Origin of the sequence: Mucilaginibacter ginsenosidivorax (assembly GCF_007971525.1) — a bacterium.
Classification (GTDB): Bacteria; Bacteroidota; Bacteroidia; order Sphingobacteriales; family Sphingobacteriaceae; genus Mucilaginibacter; species Mucilaginibacter ginsenosidivorax.
Window position 1 is genome coordinate 6031618 of sequence record NZ_CP042437.1, and the last position, 15942, is coordinate 6047559.

Annotated in this window: 16 protein-coding genes; 7 read left to right on the top strand and 9 right to left on the bottom strand. The window is 42.5% G+C overall.

Going from position 1 to position 15942, the window contains the following annotated elements; all coding sequences use genetic code 11:
• Positions 1 to 18: 18 nt before the first annotated feature.
• Positions 19 to 720 carry a S24 family peptidase gene (locus tag FSB76_RS25130; protein ID WP_147058318.1) on the bottom strand — a complete coding sequence of 234 codons (702 nt, stop codon included), beginning with the start codon at positions 718 to 720 and terminating at the stop codon, positions 19 to 21.
• 193 nt (positions 721 to 913) lie between these two features.
• On the opposite strand from FSB76_RS25130, the gene FSB76_RS25135 reads away from it, so the two are divergent.
• Positions 914 to 1111: a hypothetical protein gene (locus FSB76_RS25135; protein ID WP_147058320.1), complete on the top strand. Its 198-nt coding sequence runs from the start codon at positions 914 to 916 to the stop codon at positions 1109 to 1111.
• Between the two features lie 128 nt (positions 1112 to 1239).
• Positions 1240 to 1650: a hypothetical protein gene (locus tag FSB76_RS25140; RefSeq protein WP_147058322.1), complete on the top strand. Its 411-nt coding sequence runs from the start codon at positions 1240 to 1242 to the stop codon at positions 1648 to 1650.
• A 209-nt stretch (positions 1651 to 1859) separates the two neighbouring features.
• On the opposite strand, the gene FSB76_RS25145 is transcribed toward FSB76_RS25140, so the two are convergent.
• Positions 1860 to 2198, bottom strand: coding sequence for a hypothetical protein (locus FSB76_RS25145; RefSeq protein ID WP_147058324.1), 339 nt, complete (start codon positions 2196 to 2198; stop codon positions 1860 to 1862).
• A gap of 257 nt (positions 2199 to 2455) precedes the next feature.
• Here FSB76_RS25145 and FSB76_RS25150 point away from each other — a divergent pair, with 257 nt between their 5' ends.
• Positions 2456 to 2785: a hypothetical protein gene (locus FSB76_RS25150; RefSeq protein ID WP_147058326.1), complete on the top strand. Its 330-nt coding sequence runs from the start codon at positions 2456 to 2458 to the stop codon at positions 2783 to 2785.
• A 171-nt stretch (positions 2786 to 2956) separates the two neighbouring features.
• Positions 2957 to 3319, top strand: coding sequence for a helix-turn-helix domain-containing protein (locus FSB76_RS25155; protein ID WP_147058328.1), 363 nt, complete (start codon positions 2957 to 2959; stop codon positions 3317 to 3319).
• 111 nt (positions 3320 to 3430) lie between these two features.
• On the opposite strand, the gene FSB76_RS25160 is transcribed toward FSB76_RS25155, so the two are convergent.
• The 3 genes from FSB76_RS25160 to FSB76_RS25170 form a co-directional block, all read right to left on the bottom strand.
• The gene (locus FSB76_RS25160; protein WP_147058330.1) at positions 3431 to 5665 is read right to left on the bottom strand and encodes a tetratricopeptide repeat protein; all 2235 of its coding nucleotides are present in this window, start codon (positions 5663 to 5665) and stop codon (positions 3431 to 3433) included.
• A 223-nt stretch (positions 5666 to 5888) separates the two neighbouring features.
• Positions 5889 to 6095, bottom strand: coding sequence for a hypothetical protein (locus FSB76_RS25165; protein ID WP_147058332.1), 207 nt, complete (start codon positions 6093 to 6095; stop codon positions 5889 to 5891).
• Positions 6096 to 6305: 210 nt separating this feature from the next.
• Entirely contained in the window at positions 6306 to 6638 is a 333-nt protein-coding gene (locus tag FSB76_RS25170; RefSeq protein ID WP_147058334.1) for a YnfA family protein, read from the bottom strand.
• A 266-nt stretch (positions 6639 to 6904) separates the two neighbouring features.
• Between FSB76_RS25170 and FSB76_RS25175 the strand changes: the two genes are divergently transcribed.
• The 3 genes from FSB76_RS25175 (at position 6905) to FSB76_RS25185 (ending at position 9425) form a co-directional block, all read left to right on the top strand.
• On the top strand, positions 6905 to 7123 hold the full coding sequence (locus FSB76_RS25175; RefSeq protein ID WP_147058337.1) for a hypothetical protein: 219 nt from the start codon (positions 6905 to 6907) through the stop codon (positions 7121 to 7123).
• A 515-nt stretch (positions 7124 to 7638) separates the two neighbouring features.
• Complete coding sequence (locus tag FSB76_RS25180) at positions 7639 to 8478, top strand: ThuA domain-containing protein (RefSeq protein WP_147058339.1); 840 nt, start codon at positions 7639 to 7641, stop codon at positions 8476 to 8478.
• 92 nt (positions 8479 to 8570) lie between these two features.
• Entirely contained in the window at positions 8571 to 9425 is an 855-nt protein-coding gene (locus tag FSB76_RS25185) for an alpha/beta hydrolase (protein ID WP_147058341.1), read from the top strand.
• 295 nt (positions 9426 to 9720) lie between these two features.
• Here FSB76_RS25185 and FSB76_RS25190 read toward each other — a convergent pair whose 3' ends face one another.
• The 4 genes from FSB76_RS25190 to rhaT all read right to left on the bottom strand — a co-directional run bounded on the left by FSB76_RS25190 (position 9721) and on the right by rhaT (position 15933).
• Positions 9721 to 11109: an FGGY-family carbohydrate kinase gene (locus tag FSB76_RS25190; protein ID WP_147058343.1), complete on the bottom strand. Its 1389-nt coding sequence runs from the start codon at positions 11107 to 11109 to the stop codon at positions 9721 to 9723.
• Between the two features lies 1 nt (position 11110).
• Positions 11111 to 12385, bottom strand: coding sequence for a TIM barrel protein (locus FSB76_RS25195; RefSeq protein ID WP_147058345.1), 1275 nt, complete (start codon positions 12383 to 12385; stop codon positions 11111 to 11113).
• 190 nt (positions 12386 to 12575) lie between these two features.
• A complete protein-coding gene (locus FSB76_RS25200; RefSeq protein WP_147058348.1) occupies positions 12576 to 14696 on the bottom strand; it encodes a bifunctional aldolase/short-chain dehydrogenase in 2121 nt (706 codons plus the stop codon).
• Positions 14697 to 14853: 157 nt separating this feature from the next.
• Positions 14854 to 15933 (bottom strand): L-rhamnose/proton symporter RhaT, encoded by a 1080-nt coding sequence (rhaT, locus tag FSB76_RS25205; protein WP_147058350.1) that lies wholly within the window; start codon positions 15931 to 15933, stop codon positions 14854 to 14856.
• Positions 15934 to 15942 lie beyond the last annotated feature (9 nt).

Here is a 15942-nt window from a genome sequence, read left to right on the forward strand (position 1 = left end):
ACATCGGTTCTTTTTCGGTTAATGATTGTGTTTTTTATGAATATCCTTTACAAGGCAAAGTTTCTTAATATCGGCAATGTTGATAGGGAAGGGGGCGTACTTAAGGCGGTTACCAATCATTTCGGTAGTGTTATCCGAGTGGGCTATTACTTCATCGGGGCTATCGCCGGCCAGTAGCCTTTTATACATACGGTAATCGCCCCACTCAATATAGTAAACCTCGCCCGGTAATATTTTCTTATCGTGAATAATTTTTAAAGCTACCCAGCACCCGTTTTCCAGGTATGGATACATGGAGTGTCCCCAAACCGGCAAAGCAAAATCGCAATCCTCGATGCCTGGGAAGTTCATGCGCCCCACTGGTTGGGAATCATTGATATCATTATACACTTCTACGCCCGATGCGGTTGCAATAATTTCATACATCGGGATGCCTTCTTCTGCTTTATTTACTGTAATTTTTTCTTGATTAATGGTGGGTTTCTTGTTGTTTATAAAATCTTTATATTTTTCTTTAAAAATCCTGAATTTTTCTGGATCGATATTTTGCCTGCTCTTTACAATTTCCGTTATGGAGCTGGGCGAGTTAAAGCCTAACGCTTCTGCAAGCTGCGCATTACCTGCAAACGCTTTTCCTTTTAATTGAGTGTACAAGATAATAAACTCCAATGTTTCGGGGCGAATCGTTTTGATTTTATTGGGTTTTGATACATCATCCATGGTAAAAAATAATTACAGATTTTTCTTGATTATATTAAAGATAATTCTTTATATTTGTCCTGTTATTCATTGCTAATGTAAGTTAAATTAAATCAAAAACAAATTTAATTGCATAAATTTTAAAGAAATTAAATACAGAGGAATGTTTTAGCAATTAATAATAGAAAATATAAATAATCAAAAATTTAAATATATGCATATCGCCTACTCAGCCTTAAACCAACCAAATACGCCGACATTATTGTCGCAGAAATTTACTGTTGATGGTAATAATGATCTTCCCGAACCGCTGCTGCGTTACCAGGCCTATTTGGCCGCCTGTCAAAAACTAAGCAAAGAAATTACCGCTATTCAGAAACACAGCCCCGGCTGGATGCCTGTTTTCCGTTGAGCGGTTTGCAGTTGCCGGATTGAAGGACAGCAGTTGTCAGTTTGCAGATAACAGTTTGCAGCACTTACGCCGGCAGTCCCCTGCCAGGTAATGACCAATGATTAAATGAACCAATAAACTAACTAAAAATGAAAATTGCACAAAAATTAAAAGATCAACTATGGTGGATGATTATATCTGTTGATTACGATTACAGTCGTATAGCCATTGCCGATCATGACCTTACAGATGATATCCTGATTTTATGGCTGGAGGACAAGCAGGATTTTAAAAATTCGCTGGATGAGTGTTTACAGCTGGATGTAAAAGCACGGGATTTTGCAAAAGTAATTAAGAACGAAAATCTTAATAGTTACGAGGGTAGCAAAATGCACCCCACAAAAAACTTTGTGTATAAAGCCCGCATCGAAATTAATAGCCCGCTTAAATGGTACCAGGAGGATGCATCGGCTGTGGAACAACAATGGGCGCGGGAAGCAACATTAAAGGCTATACTTACTCAACTTGTAGAAACGGAAGCTGCCGGAACTTATGATTAAATTTATGCCAATTGGAATTTATTACATATGTTTTGCGCCTGCTCAATCAGCTTTAATCTGGTGCTCTGCAATCCGGATGCCTGAAAATGAATTAAAATCAGCATAATAAAAATTTAGTACGTTGATTTTAATTCATTTCTAATTCGGCTATAGATCCTTTATTTAATATATGATATGAGTTTCGCCGGCCTGATTTATTATCTGATTTACTATTTTACTTTTACCTGTTGCTGTTCTTTTTCCAGTTGTTCTATCAGTTCCTCCACTTCGCTTAGTGCCTCTGCCGGCTGGCTGGCATAATTTAGCTTACGGAAGCGCCATTGGGCAAACGCAGGTTCCTGGAAACGGTTTATAAGTTTAAAAAACTTAGGGAAATTGTGTACTTCTTCCAATAATATGCCTGTAACAATGCCATTATTATCCAATATTTCACGAATGGTATATTCCTTATCCCTGGTTATCCAAATCTCAAAATCGCGCCGTATTTCTTCGCTTTTTTCTGGATCTATTTTGTCATTAATGCAAATTACCTTATCTCCTGGTTTCATATAATGTAAGCGTTTTAAAATGTTGTTTTGTTTGCACTATATTAAGTAAATACAAAGTACCGCTTTTTAAAGCAGATAAAAAAAGAGCTTGTTAATTATGGACTGTTAAAACAATAAATAGGGTAAAACACTTGACCCTGGCCTTTTTTTAATTAACCCTCTGTTAAGTTGTTAAAAACTTTTATTAAATATTCGGCAACCAAAGGTTTAAAATTAGCGTATTACACAAGTAGTTAGTTACAATTAATTTTAATGTTATGGACGCTTTTTACTTTTTTGTAATCCTGGGATCCGCCGCTGTGTTTTTAATATTATACTTTGATAAACAACAGCGCCGTAAAGTGAATCAAATATTACATCAAACCAACGATGTTGAGCCTTTATTGCTAATGCAAAGCCTTGGCCAAAAGCTGGATAGGTTAAATAGTGTTTTTAACAATACCTCTGCCCCCTCAAACGCCGAACAACAATTTCAAAAGCTAACATCTGATTATAAATCAGGACGAATAAGTATTGCCACATATAATAAGCATCTCAGCGAATTACTACGCATGGTGGAGGTTCCGAAACAAGAAATACGGTACTAACTGGCCAGTTGTTCATTAATTCATTGGTCTTATCTGGTTGGATCACCAGCTAGGGCCAATGATTGTTTTGTGCTTTAAAGTTTTTGCCCTCTATGCCCGCGTTCCAATGAACCAATGAACCAATGAACCAATTGAACTAATGAACAAATTGCTTATTATTGCAGGCATAATATGTCTGACGAAGCAATAATAAAACGGTTAAAAGTAATTGTACAGGAGCACGGCGGCCAAATGGGCTTAGCCACGGCTATCGGTGTCGACCAGGGTTTTATCAGCAAGGTGGTTAACAAAAAACAGGATATTAGTTACTATCTTATCCGAAAACTTTGTTTCCAGCTTAAATACTCGCCAGAATGGCTTATTCTGGGTACCGGCGAAAAAAAGATCAACAAACCCGAATCGGCCAAATTAATTACCGAAATACAAATGATGCGTACTGAGGTTGATATTTTGCAGGCGCGTATGCGTGCCTATGAAATAGAATTGAAAGAGTTGCGCGATCAACTGCACAATGAGGGCAGAAAAGCGGTTTAGTAACCCTAAAATCAGAATTAAAAGTCAAAAAATATAAATGGACCTGGTTTCGTAATGAGGCCTGGTTTTTTTATGGGCCTAAGGTTTTCCGGACTATAAGTGCCATTCTTGTTATTTGCAATACTTTGCAATAACCGCCGGGGCATCTTTCGATCCAAATTCGGCGGCTTTATTCATATCGGCACATGCCCCAGCTTTATCATTAAGCGCTATTTTGGCAAGGCCGCGTTGCAAATAGGCACGTGAGTGTTTCAAATTAAGCTTTATAGCCTGGTTGCAATCGGCAACTGCACCTGCGGCATCCTTTAGGTTTACCTTGGCAGCGGCACGGTCGGTGTAGGTATCGGCGCTGTTGGGGTCGGCTTTTAGGGCAGCTGCAAAATCTTCATTTACACCTTGCGCATCGCCCAGGTAGCTTTTGGCTATGCCGCTATGAGCCAGCGCCCTGGCGTAGGTAGGGTTAAGATAAATGGCGTTATGGTAGTCGTCTGCTGCGCCTGCATAATCTTTTAAAATAAGCCTCAGATCGCCCCTGAATAAAAAAGTTTCTTCGTTTGAAAATATGGAAACAGCCCTGTCAAGGTCTTTCATAGCTGCTTTATAGTTGCCTTGTTTGGTTTCTATGTAGCCTTTATTTTGATACGGCAAAGCCGCGGCATCAGATGTGGAATCGATTTTTAAAGAGGTATTAAAATCGGCCATTGCACCCGCGTAATCGTCTTTAGTAGCCTTAACCAAGCCGCGTTTAAGTAGTATGGCGGTGTTTTTAGGGTTTTTAGCCAGGCCCGCGTCAAAATCGGCCAATGCACCGGCAAGATCGCCTCCTGCAGCCTTAGCCTCGCCGCGGTGCAGGTAGAAATTTGAATTGACCGGGTTTAGCGCGATAGCGGCGGTAAATAATTGTACGCCATTGGCTGTGTATTTATAAAAATTGCTCACATTTCCCAGCCGTGTGTAAGCTTCTTCTTTTTTTGGTGCTATAGCTATCAGTTTTTCAAAATCCCTTACAGCGCCAATCTTATCATTCATCTTATCTTTTTCAATAGCGCGGTTTAAATAAGCGTACGTGTAGTTTGGATTTGCCTGAATGGCTTTTGTGTAATCATTTATAGCCGCCACCATATCACCAAGATCGCGGTGAGTGTCGCCGCGCACCAAATAGGCTTCGTCGCTTTTGCCGTTAATGGCTATGGCCAGGGCAAGGTCGGCCATTACGCCGCTGGTGTCCTTCATGGCCAGTTTTGCTTTACTGCGGCTTATATAGCCATTTATGTTTTTAGGATCAATAGCTATTGCAGTATCGGCATCCAGTTTAGCTCCTGAAGGGTTATTTGCAGATAGCTTTGCATATGACCGGCTTTGGTAGGCTTCGGCACTCCTGTTCCCTAAACTAATTGACTTGTTGAAGTCATCCATAGCGGCCTCATAATTATTCATGTTGCTCTCAACTACACCACGGTAAAGATATAGCAGGGCAAGTTGGGGATGCTGCGCAATTGATTTGTTAAAATAGTCAAGCGCGCCTTTACTGTCGCCCATTTTGCCCTGGGTATTGGCCAGGTAAAGAAAAACATTTTTGAGCTCCGGATTTATCGAGGCTGCCTTCTTGTAATCCTCAATAGCGCCCTTAAAATCCTGTAGTTCGGCTTTGGCATTTGCACGATATAAAAAAGCTTCGGCGTTTTGAGGGTTAATACTTATGGCGATTGTATAGTCGGCAACTGCTCCATTCTGGTCACCCATGCTTGCTTTTGCACCGGCGCGGTACCCATAAACGACACCTTTTTGGGGATTTAGTTTGATGGCGATATTATAATCGTCAATGGCAGCAGCAAAATTTCCTTTGTTGTTTTTAGCTATGCCTCTATATTCATAAATCTCTGCCCTATCCGGCGATAGCTGTAAGGCTATCGTAAAATCGGCAATGGCACCTGCATAGTCTTTAAGGTTTGATTTTGCATTGCCCCGATAGAGGAACATTTCGGCCGTTTTGGGCCCCAGTGCAATTGCCCGGTTAAAATCGTCAATAGCAGCCTGGTAGTCCTGCACATTACTTTCGGCATTTGCTTTATAAAAATATGCGGTAGTAAAATCGGGCTTGAGGGCAACAGTTTTAGTATAATCGGCAATGGCCGACTTAAAATCACGGAGGTTGCCATTTGCGTTTGCACGATAGAAATAAGCATCGCTGCTTTTATCATTTAATTCGATAGCCCTTGTGAAATTTTGAACAGCTCCTTTATAGTCTTTTTCATTAGCCCTGGCATTTCCGTTTTGGATATAAGTGTTTGCTGTTTGAGCAAATGTAGTAACCGGTAAAAGTAGGAGGAATAGGACTTTTTTCATTTAAGAAATGGCTGTTGATCAAATGTCGATAAAAATACCGATATCGGTAGAGCAAAGGCTATACCGAAAGCCAATGTATTGAAATTTTGGCAAAAATATCTGTGGAATTATACGGTAGAGGAATTTTGGGGCATAATAGCCCCATTTGTACCTGAGTTATTCACCAGGCGATAGAATCAAATTACCGCTGCATTAACCTTAATACCCAAAACGACTTGTGGTTTTAATCTTCCAATATCTGGCCGCGTTTTTTACCATAGCTAATGGCAGCGGTGCAAATCACTATGCAAAAAATAAGCCCTGTTTCAATACCAATGTGGGTTAACGGTATGCTGCCCGGGTTTTTTGAAAGTAAAACGCCTGCGTCTGGTAATAGCAACCCAAATAATGGGAAGCAAAAAAACATTCTTAATATTATTAATTTTTCCATAATTATTAACATTTAGTATGATAATACTAAGGTAGTGATTATTTTGTTATAATTTAAATAAAAAGTAAAACTTAACTATAATACAAATTCAACTGTGCTTTGTTTTTTTATTTATTGCTTTTTAGATATTATTTTGCTGAGACAATGATGGAGATCATGCCGTTAATCTGATCAGCAAATAGAAAAAAATGCCGTTGAATAGCAACGTGTTTATTTTCCGCGCGGTGTAAAAATGATAATGCATGCACCTGCCAAAGCTACCAGGGCCCCAATTACATCGTACCTGTCGGGCTTAAAACCGTCAACACGCCAGGCCCATAGGAGTGCCATTAAAATGAAAATGCCTCCATAGGCTGCGTATACCCGCCCAAAGCCGGCCGATTGCCAGGTTGCTACCACACCGTAAGCGGCCAGTATAATGCCGCCCAAAATGCCATACCACATTGGTTTATCCTGTTTTAACCATTGCCATATTAAATAGCCGCCGCCAATTTCGCACAAACCGGCAACTATAAAAACTACAAGCGAGCGGAGGATGTTCATGCCGCAAAATAATAGTTTTAAGGTTAGATTTTGGCCGTTTGGCAAGAAAGTTATTTTTTGAGTAAACCAACTTTCATTTTTGCCAAGCGGCAGCTATGCGAACCATTTACGCAATTTTGTTGTTGTATCCTACGAGCTGGCAAGCATCGCGAGCCTTTTTAACAGCATTGTACCCCGTTAAAACACCTACTGTGCTATGGGTTAAAACACGGGGTGCTTACACTTGTTTATGCGCGGCCCGCGTGATAGTTTTGGTAAACTATACAATGGAATCATTTGAATTACAAGTTGACCAAAGAACCTACAAGGTTATACAGTCGGCTATAGGAAAAACTACAGTTTTTAGCGTTTTTAGTCATTCTTCATTTCATACCATAACTAAGGTAGGTGCCGACTGCTGGGAGGTGGTTGAGCATCGCTTCGGGAATCACCAAATTCCTTTACAGGTAATAGGCAAAAGTATCGATGATTATTTTGGTTTATAATCAGCATTACACCTTAATAGGCTTTAGCGGAAACCTGGTTATGTTATTTAACTAAATTGAAAAATATATTTTCTTTTTAATTATAATAAATTGGTTTTATTCCAAAAAGTTGTATCTTGTGGTTGATATAACGACTTATAAACCTAAATTTAATATCCCCTGCCTGGTTGCGCTGCAAACCGGGCATTTTTATTTGTGGTATTTAGCAGTTACACGTAAAATCCCCAATTAAAAAGCCGTAAAATCCGAATGATGAATCCGTATTACCCCTGTTAATTTTAAGATGGAGATAGGATACTTTTGAATAATAAGTTATGTAATCAGGGACAATAGCTTAGGGGCAGCCGCCTGCAGTAATGCAGCGGCTGTTTTTTTGGCTGGATTTCACTGGTTGCATGAGATTTCACCGACTTGCAGCAAATCATACAACTACTTTAAATCTTAATGGATGTGCATCTATTTATTTTTGAATAAAAATGGCTTAGCTTTATGCTCAATAAACCAAAACATCAACCATGAATATCCGTGTTTCAAAACTCGCTGTGCTGACAGCTATTCTGTGTATTGTTTGCCTGAGTTTTTTTACAGCTGGCGCACAAAAAAATAAGCCTTTTAAAGTAATAGCTTTTTATACCGGTCGTAATGATAAGGCCCATATCAGCTTTATGCACGAGGCCAATAAGCGTTTTCCGGAGATAGGAAAAAAATACAATTTCACCTACGATTCTACTAACAATTGGAGCAATATGAATGCTGCTTTCCTGGCCAAATACCAGGTGGTATTGTTTTTAGATACCCGGCCTGATGACCCTGCTCAGCGTGCCGCGTTTGAAAAGTACATAAAAAACGGGGGCGGCTGGATGGGTTTCCACTTTTCGGCTTTTGCGCTTACTCCTTCAGATTATCCTCAAAACTGGGATTGGTACCATAACGAGTTCCTGGGATCAGGCCAATATGTAAGCAATACCTGGCACCCAACCCCGGCCATTTTAAGGGTAGAGGACGCTAGACACCCGGTAACCCGTGGCCTGCCTGTCACCTTTAAAACCCAGCCTAACGAATGGTACCGATGGGAGCATGATTTGCGCAAGAACCCGGATATTGAGATCTTGTTAACTATCGACTCGGCCAGTTTTCCGCTGGGTAACGGGCCTAAGCAATATGAAATATGGCACAGCGGTTACTACCCCGTGGTATGGACAAATAAAAAATACCGTATGGTTTATTTTAACATGGGCCACAATGATATGGATTATGACGGAGGCACTAACCGTACTTTATCTTACACCTTTGATAACGATACGCAAAACCAGTTGCTTATCAATAGTTTGTTGTGGCTGGGCAGAGGGAAGTAGCCCCCGGCGCCCTGAAGGGCGGGTTTGGCCTTTTCGGGACGCTGGTCACTAAGCATTTTATTACATTCGCTTTCTGAACACGCTACAGCCTCATGAAGAAACTAAAACTATTGCACCGCCACATCCTCGCTTTAGAGAATAAAGAAGATGTTGATTTAACAGCTATGCTTTGGCAACTCATCTGCTATTCGCCCAAAATGCCGCCGAGGTTACAGCAACAGCAATTGTTAGATGAAGCAGAAAAGTTTACCCTGCCGGTTGACGATCCGCATTTTGCAAAATCGGTATTAAACTTTAATGGTTTTATTTGGGGCGATGGCAGCAAAAAAGTTTTGATAACACATGGCTGGGGATCAAAAGCGATTGATTTTGATGAAGTGATAACCGGGTTAAAAGCAATTGATGATATCCAGATCATTGCCTTTGACGCGCCGGGCAATGGCAGTTCGGAAGGGGAACTATCCAACCTGATATTATTTGCAAAAGCTGCCGAGGCAACTATCAGCCGGTATGGTGCACCGGATGTTATGATAGGTCATTCATTGGGGGCCATGGCCAACGTGATAGCCATAAACGAAACTAATATTAAACCGGCTTTGCAGATTAGCATTGCCCCGCTAATTAAACTAAAAGAAAACTTTAAAGCCACGATGAATGCCGCCGAAGTACCGGTATCGGCACAGGAAAATTTTTTTGAAAGTTTCAGGGAGCTTTTTGAACTGGATGCTTCTTATTTCGATATCAACAGCAAACACATAACCGGGGCGCTAAAGCATTGGCTGGCTTTTGATCGGGAAGACAGGGTATCGCCTTATATTTATTTGCAGGAATTTTTGAGCGTTAATCCAGAGACTATTACGCACGAATATTTTGAACTTGGGCACGAAAGGATTATTAAAGACGCCGGCGTTGTGGGGGATATTGTGGGGTTGGTGAAGGCGGTATAAAACGACATCCTCCCCCTGTCATGCTGAGTGGTAAAATTTCGCGAAATTCTGAAGGGAGAATGACAATCAAAAAAAACGACTGTCATCCTGAGGAACGAAGGATCTATTCGCGAACTTTTTTGGCGGTTATGCATGGCGTAGAATAGATCCTTCGCTATCGCTCAGGATGACAGAAAAAGAAACATGTCATGGGTAGGTACGAAGCATCTATTCGCGAATTTTGCATTCGGTTATGCATGGCGTAAAATAGATTCTTCACTATGTTCAGAATGACAGGAGGAGAATAAATTAATATCTAAACGACCTCTTTTGCTCCCGAATAATACTTCAGCTCAATCAAATCATGGGGCAGCGCTTTGCTGTTCCAACAGGAATGGATAGCTAAGGCTGTGCCTACAGCGGTAGCCTGGGCCATTGATGCGGCATAAACCTCCAGCTGGGGATAGGCCAGTGCCAGCAGGTGCATAAACACACTGTTTTTACTGAAACCGCCATCTACAAAAATTCGTTGCACCTTACAGCCCTGCAATACGTAGTTAGTTGATACGGTTTGCTGATTAACAATGTCTATCATCAATTGGTGATAGGCTTCAATATCATCGGCAAAATCATTTAAATCCCGCTGTTCAAAAAACGACTTTTGTAGTTCTCCATCCTGTTTGCTGCTCGTTAACCCGCTGTTATGCAGGTTTAGTTTTGCTGCAATCGCTGCGTCATAATTAATGGTCCGGTAAATGATAATATCCCGGTTAAAGTGGTCTGCTATTCTTTTTACCTGTTGCTCATATTCGTGCCCGGTAAACAGGCGTGAAGCTTTAACCGGGCTGCCTTTGTATTGCAGGTAGTTAAGGCAGTCGTTTTTCAACTCATCTGCGGTAAGGGGTGTCTGGTTAAACGGGTTTAAACTGATAGACCATGTGCCTGTTGATATGAGTACAAAGGGCATGTTGAAACTTACCAGGTAGGGGATAAGCGCTGCCGAGCTATCATGCAGGCCAATCCCCACGCAAAACCTGCTACCCGGAAACACAGATGGTAAAACACTATCAGCTGGCTTTAGCGGGGCCATTTTAGGCAGTATAGCCTCATCTGTTAGCCATTTGTGATAGTCATTTGCAGTAAAATCCCAAAGGGCAGTATGGCAGCCTATGCTGGTTAAATCGGTAACCATTTGGCCGCTTAACAGGTAACTCATGTATTGGGGCAGGTGCAGGGCATATCTTATTTTTTTAAACACCTCTGGCTGCTGGTATTTAAGCCGGTATAGTTGTAAACCCGAGTTAAGGTTGCCCAAAACCGGCGAGGCAGTTTCACGTGCAAACCGCTCTTCGTCGCCATAGGTTTGGTAAAACTGCCTGCTCAACTCTGGTGGATATGGTTTAAGGTAATTATACAATGGGGTAAGCGGGGTGCCATCCTCATCTACATAAACAAAGCTTGCGCCGTAGGTAGAAAAATTGACCGCTTTTAAATCAAACTCTTTATGCTTAAAAATCTCGCGTAGCGAATCAAATACCGACAGGCGCAGGCTATCCAGGTTTTCGCATGGGTCGCCATCTTCGTCATGGGTTTCGGTGAAGCGGGCTGTACGTTCAAAAACTATCTTGTAGTTTTCATCGAACAGGAACAGCTTCTTATTGGTTTTTCCAACATCAAAAACAGCTATAACAGGTATTTGCGCCATATTATAATCCGGTTGATACCGCTTTTGCCCCGCGTTCGTTAATCAATTGGTTACGTACGGCCTGTGCCCTGTACAAGGCAAGGGGATCCAGCGTTCCTCCTGCACGTAAACGTGCCTCGGCCAATAGCGGGCGTACATCAGTACGGTAAGCATGCTGCAATATTTCCTGTGCTTTAACTACATCATTATCCTGTTGCGCTTGTTTTAGTGCGGTTACATCAACTAATAAGGCCTGTGCATAGGCAATTTTAATGGCTTCTACCGATTGGATCAGATCCTCGATAGGGTCTTTCACATTATGCGATGCATCAATCATCCAGCCAATGGCTGTTGCATGGTTCATACCGCGGGCATCCATACCCTCTACCAGTTCATTAAATATCAGGAACAATTGGTATGGGTTGATGCTGCCTACGGTAAGGTCATCATCCCCATATTTAGAGTCGTTAAAGTGGAAACCGGCCAGCTTGCCTTCCATTAGTAATAAAGCAACAATTTGCTCAATATTGGTGCTGCCCAAATGGTGCCCCAAATCCACCAGGGTTTGTGCCTTGCTGCCTAATTTGGACGATAACAGGTAGGATTGGCCCCAATCGCCAATAGTGGTCGAATAAAAGTTAGGCTCGTAAGGTTTGTACTCAACCCAAACCTTCCAATCGGCTGGCAGGGCTTCGTAAATTTCCTGCAAACTTTCCAACGTACGCTCAAAAGCGCCACGCATATTTAGTTGCCCCGGAAAATTTGATCCATCGGATAACCAAACCGATAATGCTTTTGAATCTAACTCAACCCCATACTTAATGACTTCAATATTGTGGGCAATAGCTTGCTTGCGCACAGCTTTATCTACATGGTGCAATGAACCGTATTTATAGCTCAACTCCTGCGTTGCCTGGTCCTGGAAGGTATTGGAGTTAACCGCATCAAAATGTAGCCCCAATTGTGCGGCATGTGCTTTAATAGCATCCGCGTTTTTAGGGATATCCCAGGGAATGTGTAGCGAAATAGAATTGCTGCTGCGGTTTAATGCATGAATTAAACCCACATCTTCAATTTTTTCTTCCAGGCTGCGCGGTTCGCCACCGCCCGAGAACCGGCCGAAACGTGTGCCGCCTGTACCTAAAGCCCAGCTTGGTATGGCGATATTAAAATCACCTAATTTTTTCAGGATGGTGTCCAGTCCGCTGATATCCTCTGCCACAAAATCAAACCTGCGTTGGTGCGCGGGGTATTGTTTGTGGTTAGCTTCTTCAATTATGCTCTTCTCTAATTGCATGTTTATCGGTTTATATTTCTCTTCTGTTGTAATTTAAACTATGTCATTGCGAGGAGGAACGACGAAGCAACCTCGTAGCCATACATGTGCCGATTGCATGGCCGGAATGCATTTGGCGATGAGGTTGCCACGCTATCGCTCGCAATGACATATTTTTTAGACCACGAACTATGATCTACGAACCATTTGCTTAACGAACAAAAGCCATCGCTACGCCACCATCAACATTCAACACGTTGCCGGTTGATTTGTTGAGCAGGCCGCCTGTAAAGGCGAAGCATGCGTTGGCAATATCTGCCGGTAAAATTACCTCGTTTAATAAGGTGCGTTTGGCGTAGTAGGCAGGTAGTTCGGCTACGGTGATGCCGTAGGCTTTTGCACGTCCCTCGGCCCAGCCACCGGCCCAGATGTTACTATCGCTGATAACCGCATCCGGGTTAACCACGTTTACACGGATGTGATCGGCGCCTAACTCGGCAGCGTTTAAGCGGCTCAGGTGTAATTGTGCGGCTTTGGCAGAGCCGTATCCTGCGTTGTTTGGTCCGCTTACTAAGGCGTTTTTGCTTACAATGTTGATGATATCGCCACCGATAGCCTGCTTTTTCATGATGGCCACGGCCGCTTGGGTAATAAAGAACTGGCCTTTTACCAAAACATCATATAACAGGTCCCAATCTTTTTCGGTATGGTCGCCAATTGATTTGGAGATGGATAAGCCCGCGTTGTTGATTACAATATCCACTCCACCAAAAGCCAGGGCGGCAACTGTTAATGCCGAATCAATTTGTTCGCTATTGGTAACATCAAGCACTGCGGTGGCATACGAGTCTTTGCCGTACAGCTTTTTAAATTCTTCGCCTGCGCCTTCCAAACGTTCTGCATTCATGTCGTTTAGTATCACAACCGCGCCTTCATCAACAAATTTTTTGGCGATGGCTTTGCCTATACCACCTGCACTGCCGGTTATTAAGGCAATTTTGCCTGATAACGCTTTTGGCTTTGGCATACGTTGTAACTTGGCTTCTTCCAGCAACCAGTATTCAATATCAAATGCTTCCTGGCGTGGCAGCGATGTATATTCTGATATCGCCTCGGCACCCTTCATTACATTGATGGCGTTGGTGTAAAACTCTGCCGCAACACGGGCGGTTTGTTTATCTTTCGAGAAAGAGAATAAGCCAACCCCCGGATAAAGGATAATTACCGGGTTGGTATCCCTGATAGCCGGGCTGTTTTCGTGCTTGCAAGTGTTATAATAATCGGTATACATTTGGCGGTAAGCTTCAAACGCAGGTGTCAGGCGCTCCTGTAAAGCTTTAACGTCGCTCAAATCTTCGCCAGGAGTGAGATCCAATACCAGCGGACTGATCTTTGTCCGCAAAAAGTGGTCGGGACAGCTGGTGCCCAATGGCGCTAAACGATCAAGATCATTGGAGTTGATGAACTCCAGCACACGTGCATCATCCGTAAAATGCCCAACCATGTGGCGCTCGCTCGAGCAAAAACCACGCAGAATAGGAGCAATTGCGGCAGCCTGCTTTTTTCGGCCTGTTTCGTCAAGGCTTTCAATTTTTTGTCCGCCAAAAACCGGGGCTTTTTTGCCGTAGTTTTCTTCCAGGTACTCGGCACAGCGCTCAATTACTTCTAATGTGTTAACGTAGCTTTCATAAGCCGTATCGCCCCAGGTAAATAAACCGTGCGAACCTAACATGATGCCACGGATGCCGGGATTTTCGTCTAAACATTGTTTCAATTGCAAACCCAGCTCGAAGCCCGGCTTTTTCCACTCTACCCAGCCTATAGTACCGCCAAAAAGCTCCTGTGTTATTTTTTTACCATCTTTTGCTGCCGCGATAGCGATAGCCGCATCGGGATGCAGGTGATCGATATGTTTGAAAGGTAAAAAGCCGTGTAAAGGAGTATCAATTGACGGTGCTTTTGATGCCAGGTCGTAAATACAATGATTAAACAACTCAACCATTTCATCTTCATATTCCACACCGCGGTAAACATTTTTAAGGCTGCGCAGCCGGTCGACGTACAGGGCTGCCAAACCGCTTTTTTTCAACGTACCAATGTCGCCGCCCGATCCTTTAATCCACATTACTTCAACATCGCTGCCGGTTAATGGGTCTTTGGAGACAACCTTGCAGGATGTGTTGCCCCCGCCATAATTAGTTAACCGCAAATCGGCACCTAATAAGTTGGATCGGTATATTAATAATGCTACCTCATCGCCGGCGAGCCCGGCTGCTTTGGCATCATCCCACAGGTAGCTTACATGCTTAAATTGTGTTGTTTTGACAGACATATGTATTTAATTATTGAATTATCGAATTATTGAGTTATTGAATTATCAGTTATTAAATTATTGCGTTGTGAATTATCGTTCATTGTTAGTAAGCAACCTACATTATAAACTATGCTGCAGCTCAAATCAATAATTCAGTCAATCAATAATTCAATAATTATTTTAACGAATTACCGTAGCCCACCACAAGTACCGATAATATAATTACCGCTATGCCGGCTATTACCGTAGTAAAAGCCTTTTTACTAACGCCTTTCCATTCTTTTAGCACCAGTCCCCAGGTGTTTGCTATCAGGATAATAAAGGCCATGTGCAAAATCCATGAACTGGCCCCGTTGCCCATTTTGCTTTCGCCCATACCGTAAAAAAAGAACTGTAAAAACCATGTGGTACCGGCTAACGCTGCAAACAGGTAGTTTTTAAGCAGCGGCGTTTTTTTATCGGTATAATTACCAAACGTTTTGTTGCGGGCGTTTAGCACCATGCACCAGATAAAGTTGGTGGTTAAGCCACCCCATAGTATAATAATGTACGTTACATTGTTTTGGTACAGAAAATTACCCTGTCCCGGGTGTGCAGCCTGCCATAGATGGTTTGCAGTATCGGCCATTGATTTTCCCGCTTCGATGCCAAAGTTAAAACAAGCACTTAACACACCCGATACTACAGCTACGAGGATGCCCAGGCCAAAACGATAATCTTTATTTTCGTTGGCGATGGTTTTATCGGATGATAGCTCTTTCTCCTTCATCATACCGGCTTTGCCGCATATAACTATACCTGCAACACTTAATAATATGCCTAATAACACAAACTGGCCCCATTGGTTATGCAGCATCATGCTAAAGGTATCTTTGCCCTCTTTTGGAAACAGGTCATAATATACCGATGGTATTAAAGCCCCGAACACCGAACAAAGGCCCAGTATAATAGTGCTGCCCAGTGATACCCCAAGATATCGTACACCTAAGCCGTAGGTGAGCCCTCCAATGCCCCATAGTAAGCCCATTAAATAAGTCCACCCGATAACGGACGTGCTTGTATGGCTGATGATATTAGCAAAACCAGGTATGGTTAACCATGCAGCCAGCGGCGGAACTATAAACCAGGAAAAAATGCCACCTACTATCCAGTAGCTTTCCCAGGCCCAGCCCTTAATTTTTTTGTAGGGGATATAAAAACTCCCCGAAGCGAACCCGCCGATAAAATGGAAAAAGACTCCAAAAATAATTTGCATACTCTTAAC

Coding starts and splice junctions, on each gene's coding strand:
- FSB76_RS25130 (WP_147058318.1), bottom strand. CDS start 720: ATGGATGATGTATCAAAACCCAATAAAATCAAAACGATTCGCCCCGAA.
- FSB76_RS25135 (WP_147058320.1), top strand. CDS start 914: ATGCATATCGCCTACTCAGCCTTAAACCAACCAAATACGCCGACATTA.
- FSB76_RS25140 (WP_147058322.1), top strand. CDS start 1,240: ATGAAAATTGCACAAAAATTAAAAGATCAACTATGGTGGATGATTATA.
- FSB76_RS25145 (WP_147058324.1), bottom strand. CDS start 2,198: ATGAAACCAGGAGATAAGGTAATTTGCATTAATGACAAAATAGATCCA.
- FSB76_RS25150 (WP_147058326.1), top strand. CDS start 2,456: ATGGACGCTTTTTACTTTTTTGTAATCCTGGGATCCGCCGCTGTGTTT.
- FSB76_RS25155 (WP_147058328.1), top strand. CDS start 2,957: ATGTCTGACGAAGCAATAATAAAACGGTTAAAAGTAATTGTACAGGAG.
- FSB76_RS25160 (WP_147058330.1), bottom strand. CDS start 5,665: ATGAAAAAAGTCCTATTCCTCCTACTTTTACCGGTTACTACATTTGCT.
- FSB76_RS25165 (WP_147058332.1), bottom strand. CDS start 6,095: ATGGAAAAATTAATAATATTAAGAATGTTTTTTTGCTTCCCATTATTT.
- FSB76_RS25170 (WP_147058334.1), bottom strand. CDS start 6,638: ATGAACATCCTCCGCTCGCTTGTAGTTTTTATAGTTGCCGGTTTGTGC.
- FSB76_RS25175 (WP_147058337.1), top strand. CDS start 6,905: ATGGAATCATTTGAATTACAAGTTGACCAAAGAACCTACAAGGTTATA.
- FSB76_RS25180 (WP_147058339.1), top strand. CDS start 7,639: ATGAATATCCGTGTTTCAAAACTCGCTGTGCTGACAGCTATTCTGTGT.
- FSB76_RS25185 (WP_147058341.1), top strand. CDS start 8,571: ATGAAGAAACTAAAACTATTGCACCGCCACATCCTCGCTTTAGAGAAT.
- FSB76_RS25190 (WP_147058343.1), bottom strand. CDS start 11,109: ATGGCGCAAATACCTGTTATAGCTGTTTTTGATGTTGGAAAAACCAAT.
- FSB76_RS25195 (WP_147058345.1), bottom strand. CDS start 12,385: ATGCAATTAGAGAAGAGCATAATTGAAGAAGCTAACCACAAACAATAC.
- FSB76_RS25200 (WP_147058348.1), bottom strand. CDS start 14,696: ATGTCTGTCAAAACAACACAATTTAAGCATGTAAGCTACCTGTGGGAT.
- rhaT (WP_147058350.1), bottom strand. CDS start 15,933: ATGCAAATTATTTTTGGAGTCTTTTTCCATTTTATCGGCGGGTTCGCT.